This window comes from Mycobacterium sp. NGS34, assembly GCF_059812845.1.
The window spans coordinates 23,255-40,748 of the sequence record NZ_JCALDM010000007.1; the positions used below are offsets into that span (position 1 = coordinate 23,255).

A 17,494-nucleotide genomic window follows, 5' to 3' on the forward strand; every position below is an offset into this window, starting at 1 on the left:
GCTGGTCCTAAACCGGCCGGGTCAGCCAGAGGTTGTCGGTGGACGCGCCCGCGTAGGGCCCGCCCGCTGCGCCCGTCTGCAGCACCAGGTCGAACGCCTCGGCCCGCATGCGGCGGTCGGTGTAGAGCAGCGTGATGACCCCGGCGTTGAAGGGCGCGATGATGATCTGGCCGATCGCCGACCCGACCGATGCGATCGCGCTGCTCAGCAGCAGCCCGCCGGTGGACGGGGCGCCGCCGCTGATGAGAAACACTTGGCCGACGATGCTGAACGGCAGCGCGACGGCGTTGCCGATGAACGATGCGACGATGAACGTCAGGGTCCGGATCCCCAGCACTCGCCAGAAGCCGCCACGGATCAGCCGGAACGAGCGGGTGATCGCCTCCATGACGGGCAGCCGCTCCAGCACGATCAGCACCGGCGCGAACAACACCATGGTGTAGAGGTAGACCAGCGCCACGATCGCCGCGAGCACCAGCGGGAGGCCGAAGAGGACCGCCAGCGCCGGGGCGCCAGCGACCGCCAACAGCGCGATGATCACCGCCACCAGCCCGAAAATGGCCGCCACCGCGACACCTTCCAGCAGCGCCAGCCCGAGCAACGAGAGCAGCCGCCCCCGAATCTTGACCCAGGTTTCGCCGATCGTGATCGGCGATCCGAACACCGCCCGCCCGACGATGACGGTGAGCATGCCGGACAGCAGCATCCCGCCGAGCCAGGTGACCACCATCCCCGCCGCCATCGAGCCCAGCCACGCGCCGACGACGCCGCCGCTGAGCTCGCTGGAGCGCGCGACGGTGATCCTGCCGTAGGCGGCCAACGGGCCGAACGCCGCGAGCATGGAGATGAGCTGCATGACCACGACCACCATCGCGGTCAGCCCCAGCGTCGCCCTGGGGTTGGCCCGGATGAAGCCGACCGCGCCGTTGAAGATGTCGCTGAGAGTCAGGGGCCGCAGCGGGATGATCCCCGGCTTGAGCGCCCCGGGCACCAACTGCGGCGGGCCGTATCCCGGTGGGGCGCCGTATCCGGGCGGTGGGGCGCCGTATCCGGGCGGCGGCCCGTAACCCGGTGGCGGGCCGTAACCGGGCGGCGGGCCGTAACCCGGCGGTGGGCCGTAGCCGGGCGCCGGGCCGTAGCCGGGCGGTGGGCCGTAGCCGGGCGGTGGGCCATACGCGACCGGCGGGTAGCCGGCCGGAGCGTATTGGCCGGGCGGCGGGTACCCCGGATAACCGGGCGGCGGCAGCGCGTTCACCGTGCGGTACGGCCTTCGAGGCCGTTTAGGCCTGCATAACCGGGTTTGCGGCCGGGCCCGTCGTTGATCATGGGCTCCATCCTGTCGGCGGTCCGGGCATTTCTCAATCTTGCCCGGCGCCGCGGCGCGTAGCGTCTGGGCCATGGCGGAACTGAAATCCCGGCTGCGGACCGACCTCACCCAGGCGATGAAGGCCCAAGACAAGTTGCGAACCGCGACCCTGCGCATGCTGCTGGCCGCGATCCAGACCGAGGAGGTGTCCGGCAAGCAGGCGCGCGAGCTCACCGACGACGACGTCATCAAGGTGCTGGCCCGCGAATCGCGCAAGCGCGGCGAGGCGGCCGAAATCTACACCCAGAACGGCCGCGGCGAGCTCGCCGCCAACGAGCACGCCGAGGCGCGGATCATCGACGAGTACCTGCCCACGCCGCTCACCGAGGCCGAGCTCGCCGACGTCGCGGACACCGCGATCGCCCAGGTCGCCGAGGAGATCGGCGAACGGCCGGGCCCCAAGCAGATGGGGATGGTGATGAAGGCGGCCACCACGATCGCGGCGGGAAAGGCCGACGGCGCGCGGCTGTCGGCCGCGGTGAAGGAGCGCCTGTAGGGCCAATCGCCTTGTGTCGCTGGGGGATCGGGCGTCTGGGCGCGGCGCCCAAAGTTCGACGCGACCGCCTCAGGGCGACGGCCCTATCATCCAGTCATGCTGACCTGGGTCTCGCCGGTCCGGCGCGTGTTGCGGGTGTTGCGCACCAAGGATCCGGAGCGCGACGCGCTGCGCCGCGCCGTGCGCGCGGCGATCATGGTGCCGTTCACGGCCGGGTTCGCCTTCGTCGTCGTGGGCGGCATGGTGGTGCCGCTGTACGCGTTGCTCGGGGCTTTCTGGCTGCTGGTGGTCACCGAATTTCCGGGCAACCGCCAGCAGCGCGCGGTGGCCTACCTCGGCCTGGCCGTCAACGGTTTCGTCCTGATCACCGTCGGCACGCTGGTGGCGCCCGTCGCCTGGCTGGCGGTGACGCTGACGTTTCTCCTCGGCGTGGCGGTGGTCCTGGCCGGCATGCTCAGCGCGACGATGTCGGCCGGCCAGCGCGCGACCCTGCTGTTCTACATCTGGCCGGTCTGCACCCCGGGCGGCCCGATCCACGAGCGGCTGCTGGGCTGGGTGATCGCGCTGGCGCTGTGCGTGCCGGCGGCCCTGTTCCTCCTTCCCCCGCGGCAGTACGGCGAACTGCGCCGCCGGGCCGCGAAAGTGTGCGCGACGCTGGCCGATCGGATCGACGGCGTCGGCTCGGCCGCGGAAGTGTCCGAGGCGATGGATGCGCTGCGGACCAACTTCATGGCGGCCAACTTCCGGCCGGTCGGCCTGAGCGCGGGCAGCCGCGCGCTGGTTCGCCTCGTCGACTTTCTTGAACTGGCGGTCGGTCTCGTCAACGACGACGCGGGATCGATGCTGGGGCCGGTCCAACCGCCGGCCGTCGACGTCCTACGCTGCTGCGCCCGCCTGCTCGACGCGTCGCAATCGGGCCAACTCGCCGCCAATCGCGCCGCGCTGGACCGGGCGCTGCCCGAACTGCGCTCGCACGCGCGGGGCGCCTATCGCGACCACGTGGTGCTGATCCTGGACGCCCCGGACGACGCGGCGGCGGCCGCGATCGGCGAGCGGCTGCTGACCTGCCGGGTGGTCGCGGCAACGGTCAGCCTGACCGGCCGGGTCATCGCGGCCGCGGCGACGGCCGATGCCCGACCGGTGTGGGCGCGGGCCCTGGGACTGCAACTGCCGCCCACCGGCTTCGCCGACCGGCTGTCGCCGGAGACCGTAGCCGGCACGGCGATCGTCAGCTCGTTTCTGACCACCCGTTCCGTGGCGGCGCACAACGGCCTGCGCATGGGCGTCGGGTTGGCGCTGGCCGTCGCCGTCACCCATCTGCAACTGCTCGACCGCGGCTTCTGGGTCGTGGTGGGAACGATGCTGGTGCTCAGCAGCAGCGCGCTGTGCACCCGCACCCGGGTGGTGCAGGCCGTGATGGGCACGGCCTTGGGCATCATCCTCGGCGGGTTGCTGCTGGCCGCCGTCGGCGCCGAACCATTGGTGCTGTGGCTGCTGATGCCGGTGACGGTGTTCGGCGCGACCTACCTGCCGCGTTTCGTTTCCCTGACCGCCGTGCAGGCGATGGGCGCGTTGAATCTGTTGATCATCCTCGGCCTGACGATCCCCACCGGCTGGCGCATCGGACTGGTTCGCGTCGAGGACGTCGCCGTGGGCGCGGCGGTGGGCATGGGGGTGTCGCTGCTGCTGTGGCCCAGGGGGGCGACGGCCGCGGTGTCCGCCCTGATCGATGCCGCGCGCGACGTCAACGTGCGCTATCTGCAGGCCGCCGTGCTGCGCGTCACCCACACCCGCCCGCAGGGGCCGGACGAGGCCGACGACGCCTACCTCGCCGCCCTCAGTCACGACGCGGTGGTCGGCAGCCGAAGGGTGGATGACGCTGTGCGCCATTATCTTTCGGAGACCGGCAACGGTGCCAACCTGCGCAGCCCGGTGGTGCGGGCGGCGAACCGGGCTACCTGGGTGCGGCTGACGGCGGACATCATCGCCGACATCAGGGCGCTGCCGCCGGCCGGGGCCTTCCCGTCCACCCGGGCGCTGCTGGACGCCCACCTGGAGTTCGCCGCCAACCAGATCTGCGGGCGCGACACCGCGACGGGCCGTCAGATGGCCGCGGAATTCGCGCGGGCGCTGCGCGCGGAGGCGGGCGGGCGGGACGACGCGGCCGACGCCGCGCAGCCTCTCGTCACGGTGGCGGCCAACCTCGCCCAACTCGAGCTGGTTTCGGCCGTCGAATACGGAAGCGACTCTCCCGCAACGACTTCCGCTGCCCAGTGATTCGCGGCCGGATCAGGTCATGGTCCGGGTGCCGTCGCCTGCCCGTCTGGTGACGCGCCGGTCGTCGAGCCGCTCGAGCAATGGCACGGCGACCCGGCGGGTGGTGCCCAGCGCGCGGCGGGCCTCGCTGACGGTGAACGGCTGCGGCAGCTGGGCCAGGACACCGGCCGCCCGGTCGAACGCGTCGGGACCCAGCACCACACCGTCGGCGATCCGGGTCAGCCGCCCGGCGCGCACCGCGGCGGCCAGCTCGCGGGGGCCGAGCTTGAGGCCGGCCAGCTCGTCGGCCTCCGGTGCGCGAAAGGGCTCGGCGGCCAGCCATTCCTCGATCGCACGCACCGACTTGTCGACGCGAGGCGGCAGGCCCGCACCGGGCGGACGGACCAACCCGTCGGCGACCTCCAGCTCGGTGCCGGCGAGCAGCGGCGGGAGCAGTTCCGCGGCGGGCAGCCCGGCGCGCTGCCGCAGCGTCTCCAGCGGCATGCCCGCGGCGACGTCATGGTCGTCCGCCCACTGCCGCACCGCGGCGGTCGCACGGTCGCGCCGCTCCGCCCACCACCGCGGGTCCACCACCCAGTCGCCCACCCGCTGCCCCCGCGCCGGCAGGCCCATGGCGCGCAGTTCGCTCGCCCGCGCGCAGTCGGGGGGACGGGCCCGGCCGGTCGCCAGCTCGGCGGCGCGCTCGGCCGCCGCGCCCCGGCGGCGCAGCCCGGGCGGCCGGACGTCGAGCACCTCGATGCCGGCCGCGATCCGGTGCTCACCGGGATCGCGCAGCAGCCCGACGTCTCCGACCCGCAACGGCAGCGGCCCGGCCAGGCGCAACCGCGCCGCGGCGGTCCCCAGCGGGCGCACCTGGACCGGCACGGCCGCGGACCCGACGTGCAGCACCAGCTGGCGGTGCAGCGCGCCGGCCGAGCGCAGGCCGACGTCGATCTCCGCGGTGTCCAGCCACACGCGCGGCGTGCGAACGGTGTCCCCGCGGCCGATGTCGTGGCGGTCCACGCCCCGCAGGTTCAGCGCGACGCGCGCCACCGCGCCGACCGCGGTCTGGTCGCGGCCCAGCGATTGCAGCCCCCGAACCGTGACGCGCCGGCCGGCGTGTTCCAGCTCGTCGCCCACCCGGATCGTGCCGGCCGCCAGCGTTCCGGTCACCACCGTGCCGGCACCGCGGACGGTGAACGATCGATCGACCCACAGCCGCACGTCCGCGTCGCGGTCCGGTGGCGGCAGCCGGTCGATGAGCGCCGCCAGCCCCGCGCGCACCCGCTCGAGGTCGGTGCCGATCGCGACGGGCACGTCGCCGAGCGAGGTGGCGGCGAAGCGTTCGCGCGCCCGCTCGACGGCCGGGCCGGGGTCGGCGAGGTCGGCCTTGCTGATGACCAGCAGCCCGTGCCGGACCCCGAGGGCGTCGAGCGCCGACAGGTGTTCCTCGGACTGCGGCATCCAGCCCTCGGTGGCGGCGACGACGAACAGGACGGCCGGTACCGGGCCGACGCCCGCGAGCATGTTCGCGACGAACCGTTCGTGGCCGGGCACGTCGACGAACGCGACCTGACGGCCGCCGATTTCGGTCCACGCGAAGCCGAGGTCGATGGTCAGGCCCCGGTGCCGCTCCTCGGCCAGCCGGTCCGGCCACATGCCGGTGAGCCGCTGCAGCAGGGTGGACTTGCCGTGGTCGACGTGTCCGGCGGTGGCTACGACGAACACGCCCGCACCGCCGCCGCCAGCAGCCCGTCGTCCTCGGGTGCCACCGTGCGCAGGTCGAGCAGGCAGCGGCCGGATTCCAGGCGGCCGACGACCGGCGGGCTGCCGGCGCGCAGCGCGGCGGCGTAGGACTCGGGCAGGCTCACCGCGGCGCTGGGCAGCTCGACGCCCGGCGCACCCCCGCCCCCGACGGCGGCGACGCAGTCGACCGCCACCGCTCCAACGTGCTCGGGCAGCTGCGCGGCGAGGGATTCGGCGCGGGCCCGCAGCCGCGCCACGTCGGCGCCCAGCGCCTCGGCCACCGGCGGCGGCGGGCCGGTCAGCGTCGCCTCCAGCGCGGCGAGGGTGAGCTTATCCACGCGCAGGGCGCGCGCGGCGGGATGGCGGCGCAGCCGCTCGATGAGCTCGCCGTCGCCGAGGAGCAGGCCGGCCTGCGGACCCCCGAGCAGTTTGTCGCCGCTCGCGGTGACCAGCCTGGCGCCGTCGCGCAGCATCGACGTGGCGTCGGGCTCGTCGGGCAGCACCGGGTGCGGCGCCAGCAGCCCGGAGCCGATGTCGACAACCAGCGGCACGCCCAGGTCTTTCAACTGCGTGACGTCGACGGCCGACGTGAACCCGGTGACGTGGAAGTTGGACGGGTGCACCTTCAGCACGAAACCCGTGTCGGGCCCGATCGCGTCGGCGTAGTCGCGCAGGCTGGTGCGGTTGGTGGTGCCGACCTCGCGCAGCCGCGAACCGGTGGACGCCAGCAGCTCGGGGATGCGGAAGCCGTCGCCGATCTCGACCAGCTCGCCGCGGCTGAGCACGATCTCTTTGCCGGGGGCCAGCGTCAGCGCGGTCAGCAGCAGCGCGGCGGCGTTGTTGTTGACCACGTGCACGCCGCCCGCGGTGGGCACCGCCCGGGCCAGGGCGGCCAGCGCCCCCCGGCCGCGGCGCGCGCGCCGGCCCGTCGCCAGGTCGAACTCGACGTCCGTCGTCCCGGCCGCGGCGACCACCGCGTCGACGGCGGCCCGCGACAGCGGCGCCCGGCCCAGGTTGGTGTGCACGACGACGCCGGTGGCGTTGACGACGGGACGCAGGCTCGACGCGGTGGCGGGAAGGGCGGCGACGGCGTGCTCGGCGACGCGCTCGGGCTCGATCTCCCCGGCGCGGGCCCGTCGCTGCGCCTCGACGATCACCGACTTCACCAGCGCCCGGCCCAGCACGCGCTGCGCCTCGACCAGGCGCGGATCGGCGAGCAGGACGTCGGTGCCCGGCACCCGCCGGCGCGCGTCGCTCATGTCAGGCCCGACGGAGTATGGCGGAGGCGGACGGGAATCGAACCCGCCAGCGGCAGCGTCTGCCGTTCGACGGTTTTGAAGACCGCGCCGGTCACCAGACCGGACACGCCTCCTCGGACCATGCCAGCAATTATGTAACTGTGGCTTATCGACTGACCCAGTACGCCCACGGCGGCGGCTGCGCGTGCAAGATCCCGCCTGGTGAACTCGAGGACGTCGTCCGGGGACTCGGGTCGGCGGCGCCGCGCGACCCGCTCGGCGAATTGCTGGTCGGGCTGGACAGCGGCGACGACGCGGCGGTGGTGCGCCTCGAGGGCGGCACGGCGCTGATCGCGACGACGGACTTCTTCACCCCGGTGGTCGACGACGCCTACGACTGGGGCCGCATCGCGGCCACCAACGCGCTGTCCGACGTGTACGCGATGGGCGGGCGCCCGGTGGTCGCGGTGAACCTGCTGGGCTGGCCGCGCGAAGTGCTGCCGTTCGAGCTGGCGGCCGAGACGCTGCGCGGCGGGCTGGACGTGTGCGGCCTGGCCGGCTGCCACCTCGCCGGCGGGCACAGCGTCGACGACCCGGAACCCAAATACGGGCTGGCGGTCACCGGGATCGCGGACCCGAACCGGTTGCTGCGCAACGACTCCGGCAAGCCCGGCACGCCGCTGTCGCTGACGAAGCCGCTGGGCGTCGGCGTGCTGAACAGCCGGCACAAGGCCACCGGCGAGCGCTTCGAGCAGGCGATCGACGCGATGACCACGCTCAACGCCGACGCGGCCGCCGCGGCCCTGGCGGCGGGCGTCGAATGCGCAACGGACGTAACGGGTTTCGGCCTGCTGGGCCACCTGCACAAGATGGCGCGGGCCAGCGGCGTCACCGCCGTGATCGACGCCACGGCGGTGCCGTATCTGGAGGGCGCGCGGGCGGCGCTGGCGGCCGGGTACGTCAGCGGCGGCACGCGGCGAAACCTCGACTGGGTGGCGCCGCACGCCGACCTGTCCGCCGTCGGTGAGGACGAGGCCCTGCTGCTCGCCGACGCGCAAACCTCCGGCGGTTTGCTGATCGCCGGCGAGATTCCCGGCGCACCCGTCATCGGCGAGCTGGTGCCCCGCGGTGAGCACACGATCGTGGTGCGCTGAGCGGGCGGGGTTTTGGTGTGACGCATTAGGGTAGGTGCGTGGCTATGCGGAAGATCTTCTTGGAATGGCCGGTGCTGCGTCAGTTGCGCTCGGGGGACAAGCTCGGCCGAGGGTCCGCGGTGACCTCCAGGCACACCCGCGCCATCGCCCCACGCACGGCCACCGCCGACCGGGTCGTGCAGAGCGTGTGCCCGTACTGCGCCGTCGGCTGCGGGCAGCGGGTCTACGTCAAGGACGAGCGGGTGGTCCAGATCGAGGGCGACCCCGACTCGCCGATCTCGCGGGGTCGGCTGTGCCCCAAGGGGTCCGCCAGCGAGCAACTCGTCAACTCGCCCGGCCGCCAACTGAAGGTGCTCTACCGCGCGCCGCGAGCCACCGAATGGCAGCCGCTCGAACTGGACACCGCGATCGACATGATCGCCGACCGCCTCCTGGAGTCCCGCCGCCACACCTGGCAGGACATCGACAAGAAGGGGCAGCTGCTGCGCCGCACCATGGGCATCGCCTCGCTGGGCGGCGCGACGCTGGACAACGAAGAGAACTATCTGATCAAGAAGCTTTTCACCGCCGCCGGCGCGATCCAGATCGAGAACCAAGCTCGCATTTGACACAGCTCAACGGTTCCCGGTCTGGGAACCTCCTTCGGGCGCGGCGGCGCCACCCAATCACTGCAAGACATGGCCAACGCCGATTGCATCATCATCCAGGGCTCCAACATGGCCGAGTGCCATCCGGTCGGGTTCCAGTGGGTGGAGGAGGCCAGGGCCCGGGGCGCCCGGGTGATCCACGTCGACCCGCGCTTCACCCGCACCTCGGCGGTGTCCGACCGGCACATCCCGATCCGGGCCGGCTCGGACGTGGTCCTGCTCGGCGCGCTGATCAACCATGTGCTCGCCAACGACCTGTGGTTCAGGGAGTACGTGCTGGCGTACACCAACGCGGCCACCCTGATCAACGAAAAGTTCCGGGACACCGAGGATCTGAACGGCCTGTTCTCCGGCTTCGATCCCGACACGGGGCAGTACGACACGTCGACGTGGGCGTACGAGGAGCCGGACGGCTCCGAGCCCGAAGTTGGCGAGGGCGGCGCCGAGGCGTCGGCGCGCGCGGCTGGTGACCAGCATGGCAGCGGGGGACCACCGCTCGCGCATGCCCGGGTGGTGCGCGACGACACCCTCGAGCACCCGCGGACGGTATTCCAGATCCTCAAGCGGCACTACGCGCGCTACACCCCGGAGATGGTCCGGGACGTCTGCGGCATCAGCCGCGAGGATTTCGACTACCTGGCGCGCGCCATCGTCGATAACTCGGGGCGCGAGCGCACCACCTGCTTCGCATACGCCGTCGGGTGGACGCAACACACCCTCGGGGCCCAATTCATCCGCACCGCAACCATTTTGCAGCTGCTGATGGGCAACGTCGGCCGGCCCGGGGGCGGCATCATGGCGTTGCGCGGCCACGCCAGCATCCAGGGCTCCACCGACATTCCCACGCTGTTCAACCTGCTGCCCGGATACCTGCCGATGCCCAAGGCGGGGACCCACGACACCCTGCGCGACTACCTCGACGCGGTGGGATCCAAACGGCAGAAAGGCTTTTGGGCCAACGCCGACACCTACGCGATCAGCCTGCTCAAGGCGTGGTGGGGCGACGCGGCCCGCGCGGACAACGACTGGGCGTACGACTACCTGCCGCGCCTGACCGGTCCGCACGGCACCTACCAGACCGTCACCGGGATGCTGGCCGACGAGGTGGAGGGCTACTTCCTGCTGGGCCAGAATCCGGCCGTCGGCTCGGCGCACGGACGGATGCAGCGGCTGGGCATGTCCCACCTCAAGTGGCTGGTGGTCCGCGACCTGAACCTGATCGAGTCGGCCACCTGGTGGAAGGACGGTCCCGAAATCGCCTCGGGCGAACTGAAAACCGAGGACATCGAGACCGAGGTGTTCTTCCTGCCCGCGGCGACGCACGTGGAGAAGGCCGGATCGTTCACCCAGACGCAGCGACTGCTGCAGTGGCGCCACAAGGCGGTCGAGCCGCCCGGCGACTGCCAAAGCGAATTGGCCTTCTTCTACGAACTGGGCAAGCGGATCCGGCAGCGCCTCGCCGGCTCGACCGACGAGCGCGACCGGCCGCTGCTGGACCTGACGTGGGACTACCCGACCGACGAACACGGCGACCCCGACGGCGAGGCGGTGCTGGCCGAAATCAACGGATACCACGTCGGCTCGGGTGATCCCCTGTCGTCGTACACCGAGTTGCGCGCCGACGGGTCGACCGCCGCCGGCTGCTGGATCTACACCGGGGTGTACGCGAACGCCACCAACCAGGCCGCGCGCCGGGTGCCGCGCGGCGGTGCGTCGCCCAGCCAATCGGAGTGGGGCTGGGCATGGCCCGCCGACCGGCGGATCCTCTACAACCGCGCGTCCGCCGACCCCGACGGCAGGCCGTGGAGCGAGCGCAAGCGATACGTCTGGTGGGACGAAACGTTGGGTCGATGGGTTGGTGATGACGTGCCCGACTTCGTCGCCGACCGGGCGCCCGGCGCCCGGCCCGACCCCGACACCGGCGGCCCTGACGCGCTGGCCGGCGACGACCCGTTCATCATGCAGGCCGACGGCAAGGGCTGGCTGTTCGCGCCGAAGGGCGTGCTGGACGGGCCGCTGCCCACGCACTACGAACCGCAGGAGTCGCCGGTCGCCAACGCGCTGTACCCCCAGCAACGAAACCCGGCGCGAATCACGTTCCCGCGCAAGGACAACCTGAGCGCGCCCAGCGCCGGGGAACCTGGGGCCGACGTGTACCCGTACGTGTTCACCACCTACCGGCTCACCGAACACCACACCGCTGGCGGCATGAGCCGGTGGCTGCCCTACCTGTCGGAGCTGCAGCCGGAGATGTTCTGCGAGGTGTCCCCGGAACTGGCGGCCGAGCGCGGCCTCGAGCCCTACGGGTGGGCCACGATCATTTCGCCGCGCGCGGCGATCGAGGCCCGCGTGCTGATCACCGAGCGGATGGCCCCGCTGGTCATCGGCGGACACACGGTGCACCAGATCGGGTTGCCGTACCACTGGGGCGTCGGCAGTGACGCCGTCGTCAGCGGCGACGCGGCCAACGACCTGCTCGGCGTGACACTGGATCCCAATGTGCAGATCCAGGAGTCGAAGGCCGGGTCGTGTGACATCCAACCCGGCCGCCGGCCGCAGGGCGAGGAACTGCTGCGCCTGATCGCCGAATACCAGTCTCGCTCGGGGGCCACCGCCGAGACCGGCAATGTGGCCGTCAGCGACGCCGTCTGGGAAGGGGGAGCCGATGGGCCAGCTGAGCGGACCCACTGACCCGGCCAGCGACGCGGGATGGGCGGATCGCAGGCCGCGCAAGGGATTTTTCACCGACACCTCGATCTGCATCGGGTGCAAGGCCTGCGAGGTGGCGTGCAAGGAATGGAACCGCAACCCGCAGGACGGCGAGCTGGAGCTGCTGGGCTCGTCGTACGACAACACCGGCGCGCTGGGCGCCAGCACGTGGCGGCACGTGGCGTTCGTCGAGCAGGGCCGCGACCGCATCGAGGAGGCACGCGAATCCGGCCGCGCCCTCATCGATTTGGGCATGCCCACCGCCCCCGGACCCCCGGACATCAGCCCGCCCGACACTCCCGAGTTCCGCTGGCTGATGTCGTCGGACGTGTGCAAGCACTGCACGCACGCCGGCTGCCTGGACGTCTGCCCGACGGGCGCGTTGTTCCGCACCGAGTTCGGCACCGTCGTCGTGCAGGACGACGTCTGCAACGGATGCGGCACGTGCGTCGCCGGCTGCCCGTTCGGCGTGGTCGAGCGCCGCAGCGACGGCACGTACACGACGCCGGCTCAGCGGCCGGGCTCCCCGGGGGAGAAACCCGTCACCGGGGTGGCCCAGAAGTGCACCCTGTGCTACGACCGCCTGGTCGAGGACCAGACACCGGCGTGCGCCCAGACCTGCCCGACGACATCGATCAAGTTCGGCGACCACGACGACCTGGTGGTCAAGGCGCGCGAGCGGGTCGCCGCGCTGCATGCCCAGGGGCTGACGGAGGCCCGCCTCTACGGCGCCAACGAGCACGACGGCGTGGGCGGCACCGGCTCGATCTTCCTGTTGCTCGACGAGCCGGAGGTCTACGGCCTGCCGCCCGACCCGCGGGTGTGCACGGCCGACCTGCCCGAGATGTTCAAGCGGGCCGGCCTGGCCGCGGCCGGCATGTTCGGCGCCGCGGTGCTGGCGTTCTGGAGGAACAGGTGACCACCTCGGAATTCGACAGCGTGCGCCCGCCCGAGCCGACCGGCGGGCGGCGCCGCAACGGAAAGGGCAAGGGGCGCAGGGGCGGTGGCGACGGGTCGCGCGAGATGCCGATGGTCCCCGAAGCGGAGTTCGGCTCGTACTACGGACGCCCGGTGGTCAAGCCCGCGCCCTGGGGACACGAAGTGGCGGCATACCTGTTCCTGGGCGGCGTCGCCGGTGGGTCGGGCCTGCTGGCGGCCGGCGCCCAGCTCACCGGCCGGGCCAAGTTGCGCCGCAACACCAGGCTGTCCGCCCTGATCGCGGTGATGCTGGGCGCCGGCGCGCTGGTGAAGGACCTCGGCCGCCCCGAGCGTTTCGTCAACATGCTGCGCACGATCAAGCTGACCTCGCCGATGAGCGTCGGGTCGTGGATTCTGAGCCTCTTCAGCGCCGGGATCGGCGTCGCCGCGGTCTCCGAGCTCGACCGGATGACCGGCGCGCGAATCCCGCTGGGCCCGTTGCGGCCCGTCCTGCGTGCCGTCGAGGGACCGGCCGGGCTGGAAGCCGCGGTCCTCGCGCCACCGCTTGCCGTCTACACCGCGGTGCTGCTCAGCGACACCGCCACGCCGACGTGGAACGCCGCATACCGGGACCTGCCGTTCGTGTTCGCCAGCTCGGCGAGCCTGGCCGCCTCGGGATTGGCGATGATCACCACCCCGGTCGCCGAGGCCGGGCCCGCCCGCACGCTGGCCGTCATCGGCGCGGTGAGCGATCTGGTCTCCGCCAGGTTCACCGAACACCGGATGGACCCGGTGACCAGGGAACCGCTGCACCACGGCAGGCCAGGACGGTTGCTGGCGGGCAGCGAATGGCTCGCCGCCGCAGGCGGTTTGGGCGCGTTGCTCGGCGGGCGGCACCGCGGCGTCGCCGCCCTGTCGGGGGTGGCGCTGCTGGCGGCGTCGGCCATGCTGCGGTTCGGCTTCTTCGAGGCGGGGCTGGAGTCGACCCGCGATCCCCGCTACACGATCGAGCCGCAGAAGCGCAGGCTTGCGGCGCGCCGGGCGGCCGGCGTCACCGGGGACTCCATCACCACCGCGGACTAGCGGTTCAGCTCTCAAGCGCCCGCGAGCCGAACCTGGCTGCGAGTTTCGGCACGGTTTTTCGCAGTGGGGTTGGGCTCGCGAATGTAAAGACGTTACGTCCGCGAACACCCGGGTACCCCGTTCGCTATGACGAATTTTGGCTACACTTTGATGACCGAGCAGAGTGGACCCAAAGACCTTGTGCGGCATGCAATGTCGGCCGAAGATCGCGGGTTCGACTTCGAGGTGTGCAGCGACCATTTCTCGCCCTGGCTGATGTCGCAGGGACACGCGCCGAACGCCTGGGCGGTGCTGGGCGCGGTGGCGCACGCCACCGAACGGGTGGACCTCTACACCTATGTGACCTGTCCGACGATGCGGTATCACCCCGCGATCGTCGCGCAGCAGGCCGCCACCGTGCAGATCCTGTCCGACGGGCGGTTCACCCTCGGCCTGGGCAGCGGGGAGAACCTCAACGAACACGTCGTCGGCAGGGGCTGGCCGACCGTCGAGCGGCGGCAGGACATGCTGCGCGAAGCCATCAAGGTCATCCGCGAGCTGTTCAGCGGCCAACTGGTGAACTTCAGCGGCGAGTACTTCCAGGTGGACTCGGCGCGGCTGTGGGACCTGCCCGACGTTCCGGTTGCCATCGGGGTGGCGATGTCCGGCGCGAAGGGCGTCGACAAGTTCGCCAAGCTGGCCGAACACCTGATCGCCGTGGAGCCGGACGGGGAACTCGTCCGCGAGTGGCACGCCGCCCGCCAGGCCGCCAACCTCGCCGGGGGCGGGCGGGTGGTCGGCCAGATCCCGGTGTCCTGGGACCCGGACCGCGACACCGCCATCCAGCGCGCGCACGACCAGTTCCGCTGGTTCGGCGGCGGCTGGAAGGTCAACGCCGACCTGCCCACTCCGGCCGGCTTCGCCGGCGCGACCCAATTCGTGCGGCCCGAAGACGTCGCCGACGCCATCCCGTGTGGGCCCGACCTGGACGTGATCGTCGAGGCCGTCCGCCCCTACTGGGAGGCGGGGTTCACCGACATCGCGCTCGTCCAGATCGGCGGCGAGACGCAGGAGCTCTTCCTCAAGGAAGCAGCCCAGCCTTTGCTCGACGCTCTGCGCAATGCGTCCGGTTGACGGCAAGTTTGGGCCCATCCTGCCGGGGTATCCGAGTGCCAACGTGGGCATCGGGCTGCCACCGGAAGTTTGACGTACCGACAAGGGGCTGGGGCCGGGCTGGCGGAAAGCCGCAAAACGCTGTGTAGCAGCAATTTTATTGCTGTTTGTGCCCACAAGCGGGACGGCTGCACAAAAGTCGTCCTCCACCCGTGAAGGAGGTATCGCGATGTCAAATGAGTTGCAAGGGACAAAGATTGCGATTCTGGCGGCCGACGGCGTCGAGAAGGTGGAACTCGAACAGCCACGCGAGGCACTGGAGCAGGCCGGCGCCCAGGTCGAGGTGCTGTCGCTGAAGCCCGGCGAAATCCAGGCCCGCGAACACGATCTCGAGCCCGCGGGCACTTTCCCCGTCGACCGCGCGGTGTCGGACGCGTCGGTGGGTGAATTCGGCGGCCTGGTGCTCCCCGGCGGCACGGTGAACCCGGACAAGCTGCGCCTCGACGACGCCGCGGTCAAGTTCGTCCGCGACTTCGTCGTCTCCGGCAAGCCGGTCGCCGCGATCTGTCACGGGCCGTGGACGCTCGTAGAGGCCGGCGTGGCCGTGGGGCGCACGCTGACCTCGTATCCCAGCATCCGCACCGACTTGCGCAACGCGGGCGCGCACGTGGTGGACGAAGAGGTGGTGGTCGACGGCAACTTGATCACCAGTCGCTCGCCGTCGGACCTGCCGGCGTTCTGCGACACCATCATCAAGCAATTCGCCCACGGCGCCGCCGGGTAGCCGTCGCTGATCGGGACCGCACCGTTTAACCCGCAAGTTTGCGGGCATTACACAGGTCAGGCCGTGCTCGCCACGGCGATCTCTACCAGGATGACCGAAAGGCCGACGTTGACAACGACCTATCCAGAACCGGCGATCTCGGTTACGCATAACGTGTACCGGCCCCAAGAGGATTCGCGATTGCTGGTCGACGCGATGCACCACACCGCGCTCATCCCTGGACGGCGGCTCCTCGACCTTTGCACGGGCAGCGGATTCGTCGCGATCGCCGCGGCCGAGATGGGTTGTGCCAGCGTGACCGCCTGCGACACCTGCCCCCACGCGGTGCGTTGTTCGCGCCGCAACGCCGATCTGGCCGGCGTGGAGGTGGACGTCCGCGAGGGGTCTTGGACCGACGCCGTCGACTGGGCGCCGTTCGACGTGGTGGTGGCCAATCCGCCTTACGTTCCGGCCCCGCCCGACGGCGAGCCGGCCCGGGCGAGCGCCGGACCCTCGTGGGCCTGGGACGCGGGCCCAGATGGGCGGCTGGTCCTGGATCCGCTGTGCGAATCGGCGCCAAAGTTGCTGTGCGACGGCGGTTCCCTGCTGCTCGTGCACTCGGCGATCGCGGGCGTCCAGCAATCCCTGGACCGCCTGAAATGGGCCGGCATGAGGGGCGAAGTCATAGCGTCCAAATGGATTCCGTTCGGTCCCGTCATGTCGGCGCGGGCCAACTGGCTGGAGGACACCGGGCGCATCCCGCGCGGGCGCCGGGAAGAGGAGCTCGTGGTGATCCGGGCGGACAAGCCATGACCACGCGGGTGCAGGTGGTGGCGGGCGGGCCCGTGCTGGTTTCCGGGCCGGTGAGGGTGGAGACCCCCGGCGGCGACGTCGTCGAGTCCGACCGGTTCATGGTGGCGATCTGCACCTGCCGGCGCAGCGACGACTATCCGTTGTGCGACACCAGCCATCGCCGCTGCCGGGGCGTCAAGAGGCAGGCCTAGTCCACCGGCCTGCGCAGCGACGTCCGGCCCTGCTTCCACGCCTCGATGAGCTTGTCCGCCAGGCGGTTTTCCACCGCGGCGTGCGCGCGGATCCCGAAGACGACGTCCGGGTCGAGGTGCGGTTCCCGGGCGACGAGGTCGCCGACGACGTCGATGCGCACCACCTGTTCGTGGACGGCGTCGGCTTCGACGTGCTCGCTGTAGAAGCCGACGCAGGCCGGTGGCGCGGCCATCCTCTGCAAGGCCTGCACCATCCGCCGCGACCCCGGCGGCGAGGTGATCTCCGTCGAGGCGAAATGCCCGATCGCGGCGCCACGCAGCCGACGGTGCAACCCGAACAGCGACATGAGATTCACGACGGCCAACGCCTCCGCGGGGACGGCGTCGAGGTAACCGAGATACGTCGCGTCCAGCCCGGCCGCGGTCAACAGGTCGGCGAAGAGCTGCTGGTGCAGGCGCGGGCCCTGGCCGGCGCCGTACTCGTCGAACTCGACGGCCACGAAGGCCGCTTTGGCGGTGCCCATCAGCCGCGGGATCGCCCACGCGTGCGGGTCGCCCTCTTTCAGGTGATACAGAGACCGGTGTACGAAGTATTCGCGCATCTGCTGCCAGCTTCCCGTGTCGCGCAAGAAATACGACGGCCCGTCACCATCGACGGGCTCGACGGAAATCGCCTCCATTTCGGCTTGCGCCGTCTGCGCGGGGTCGATGGCACCGACGTCGCGTCGCACCCCCGCCAGGAACCCGCGTTCGAGTTCCGCGCGCAACCGCAGCAGCGCGGGATTCCACTCCCAGGCGGGATCGACGCCCGCGAAACCCCGGTAGTGCAGCTCGTAGCACATGCACAGCGCGAGCTGCAGATCCAGGCCGAACGGGTCGGAGTCCCGCACGGACGCGCCGATGCGCATCAGGTTGTCGTGTGCGGGCGGTCCTGCCAGCGCGTGGCGGACGGCCGTTGACAGCGGTCCATGCGCCGCCGGCAGGGCGGGCTCGACCGTGATTGATGCGCGAGTCACGCCGAT

At 71.5% G+C, this 17,494-nt stretch carries 14 protein-coding genes and 1 tRNA gene; 10 read left to right on the forward strand and 5 right to left on the reverse strand.

Annotated elements, in window-relative coordinates:
- Positions 1–7: 7 nt before the first annotated feature.
- Positions 8–1,399, reverse strand: coding sequence for a DUF7847 domain-containing protein (locus AC5Y7V_RS18225; protein WP_499881446.1), 1,392 nt, complete (start codon positions 1,397–1,399; stop codon positions 8–10).
- Here AC5Y7V_RS18225 and AC5Y7V_RS18230 point away from each other — a divergent pair.
- Both AC5Y7V_RS18230 and AC5Y7V_RS18235 read left to right on the forward strand, forming a co-directional pair.
- Positions 1,398–1,862, forward strand: a complete 465-nt coding sequence (locus tag AC5Y7V_RS18230; protein WP_499881447.1) for a GatB/YqeY domain-containing protein — start codon at positions 1,398–1,400, stop codon at positions 1,860–1,862. The two genes, AC5Y7V_RS18225 and AC5Y7V_RS18230, sit on opposite strands and share 2 nt — an antisense overlap.
- Positions 1,863–1,958: 96 nt before the next feature.
- Complete coding sequence (locus AC5Y7V_RS18235; protein ID WP_499881448.1) at positions 1,959–4,139, forward strand: FUSC family protein; 2,181 nt, start codon at positions 1,959–1,961, stop codon at positions 4,137–4,139.
- Positions 4,140–4,151: 12 nt separating this feature from the next.
- Here AC5Y7V_RS18235 and AC5Y7V_RS18240 read toward each other — a convergent pair whose 3' ends face one another.
- The 3 genes from AC5Y7V_RS18240 to AC5Y7V_RS18250 form a co-directional block, all read right to left on the reverse strand.
- Complete coding sequence (locus tag AC5Y7V_RS18240; protein WP_499881449.1) at positions 4,152–5,846, reverse strand: SelB domain-containing protein; 1,695 nt, start codon at positions 5,844–5,846, stop codon at positions 4,152–4,154.
- The gene (gene selA, locus AC5Y7V_RS18245) at positions 5,834–7,123 is read right to left on the reverse strand and encodes an L-seryl-tRNA(Sec) selenium transferase (protein WP_499881450.1); all 1,290 of its coding nucleotides are present in this window, start codon (positions 7,121–7,123) and stop codon (positions 5,834–5,836) included. The genes AC5Y7V_RS18240 and selA overlap by 13 nt, the downstream gene beginning before the upstream one ends.
- 18 nt (positions 7,124–7,141) lie before the next feature.
- A tRNA-Sec gene (locus AC5Y7V_RS18250) sits at positions 7,142–7,236 on the reverse strand.
- A 27-nt stretch (positions 7,237–7,263) separates the two neighbouring features.
- Here AC5Y7V_RS18250 and selD point away from each other — a divergent pair.
- The 8 genes from selD to AC5Y7V_RS18290 all read left to right on the forward strand — a co-directional run bounded on the left by selD (position 7,264) and on the right by AC5Y7V_RS18290 (position 16,472).
- Positions 7,264–8,256, forward strand: a complete 993-nt coding sequence (selD, locus tag AC5Y7V_RS18255) for a selenide, water dikinase SelD (RefSeq protein ID WP_499881451.1) — start codon at positions 7,264–7,266, stop codon at positions 8,254–8,256.
- Between the two features lie 44 nt (positions 8,257–8,300).
- On the forward strand, positions 8,301–11,594 hold the full coding sequence (gene fdh / locus AC5Y7V_RS18260; protein ID WP_499881776.1) for a formate dehydrogenase: 3,294 nt from the start codon (positions 8,301–8,303) through the stop codon (positions 11,592–11,594).
- Entirely contained in the window at positions 11,569–12,531 is a 963-nt protein-coding gene (locus AC5Y7V_RS18265; protein ID WP_499881452.1) for a 4Fe-4S dicluster domain-containing protein, read from the forward strand. Before fdh ends, AC5Y7V_RS18265 begins: the two co-directional genes overlap by 26 nt.
- The gene (gene nrfD, locus AC5Y7V_RS18270; RefSeq protein ID WP_499881453.1) at positions 12,528–13,613 is read left to right on the forward strand and encodes an NrfD/PsrC family molybdoenzyme membrane anchor subunit; all 1,086 of its coding nucleotides are present in this window, start codon (positions 12,528–12,530) and stop codon (positions 13,611–13,613) included. Before AC5Y7V_RS18265 ends, nrfD begins: the two co-directional genes overlap by 4 nt.
- 126 nt (positions 13,614–13,739) lie before the next feature.
- Positions 13,740–14,726: an LLM class F420-dependent oxidoreductase gene (locus AC5Y7V_RS18275; RefSeq protein ID WP_499881454.1), complete on the forward strand. Its 987-nt coding sequence runs from the start codon at positions 13,740–13,742 to the stop codon at positions 14,724–14,726.
- Positions 14,727–14,934: 208 nt separating this feature from the next.
- Positions 14,935–15,489, forward strand: coding sequence for a type 1 glutamine amidotransferase domain-containing protein (locus AC5Y7V_RS18280; protein ID WP_499881455.1), 555 nt, complete (start codon positions 14,935–14,937; stop codon positions 15,487–15,489).
- Between the two features lie 108 nt (positions 15,490–15,597).
- On the forward strand, positions 15,598–16,281 hold the full coding sequence (locus tag AC5Y7V_RS18285) for a HemK2/MTQ2 family protein methyltransferase (RefSeq protein WP_499881777.1): 684 nt from the start codon (positions 15,598–15,600) through the stop codon (positions 16,279–16,281).
- Positions 16,278–16,472 (forward strand): CDGSH iron-sulfur domain-containing protein, encoded by a 195-nt coding sequence (locus tag AC5Y7V_RS18290; RefSeq protein ID WP_499881456.1) that lies wholly within the window; start codon positions 16,278–16,280, stop codon positions 16,470–16,472. Before AC5Y7V_RS18285 ends, AC5Y7V_RS18290 begins: the two co-directional genes overlap by 4 nt.
- Here AC5Y7V_RS18290 and AC5Y7V_RS18295 read toward each other — a convergent pair.
- Positions 16,469–17,488 carry an iron-containing redox enzyme family protein gene (locus AC5Y7V_RS18295; protein WP_499881457.1) on the reverse strand — a complete coding sequence of 340 codons (1,020 nt, stop codon included), beginning with the start codon at positions 17,486–17,488 and terminating at the stop codon, positions 16,469–16,471. The two genes, AC5Y7V_RS18290 and AC5Y7V_RS18295, sit on opposite strands and share 4 nt — an antisense overlap.
- Positions 17,489–17,494: the final 6 nt, after the last annotated feature.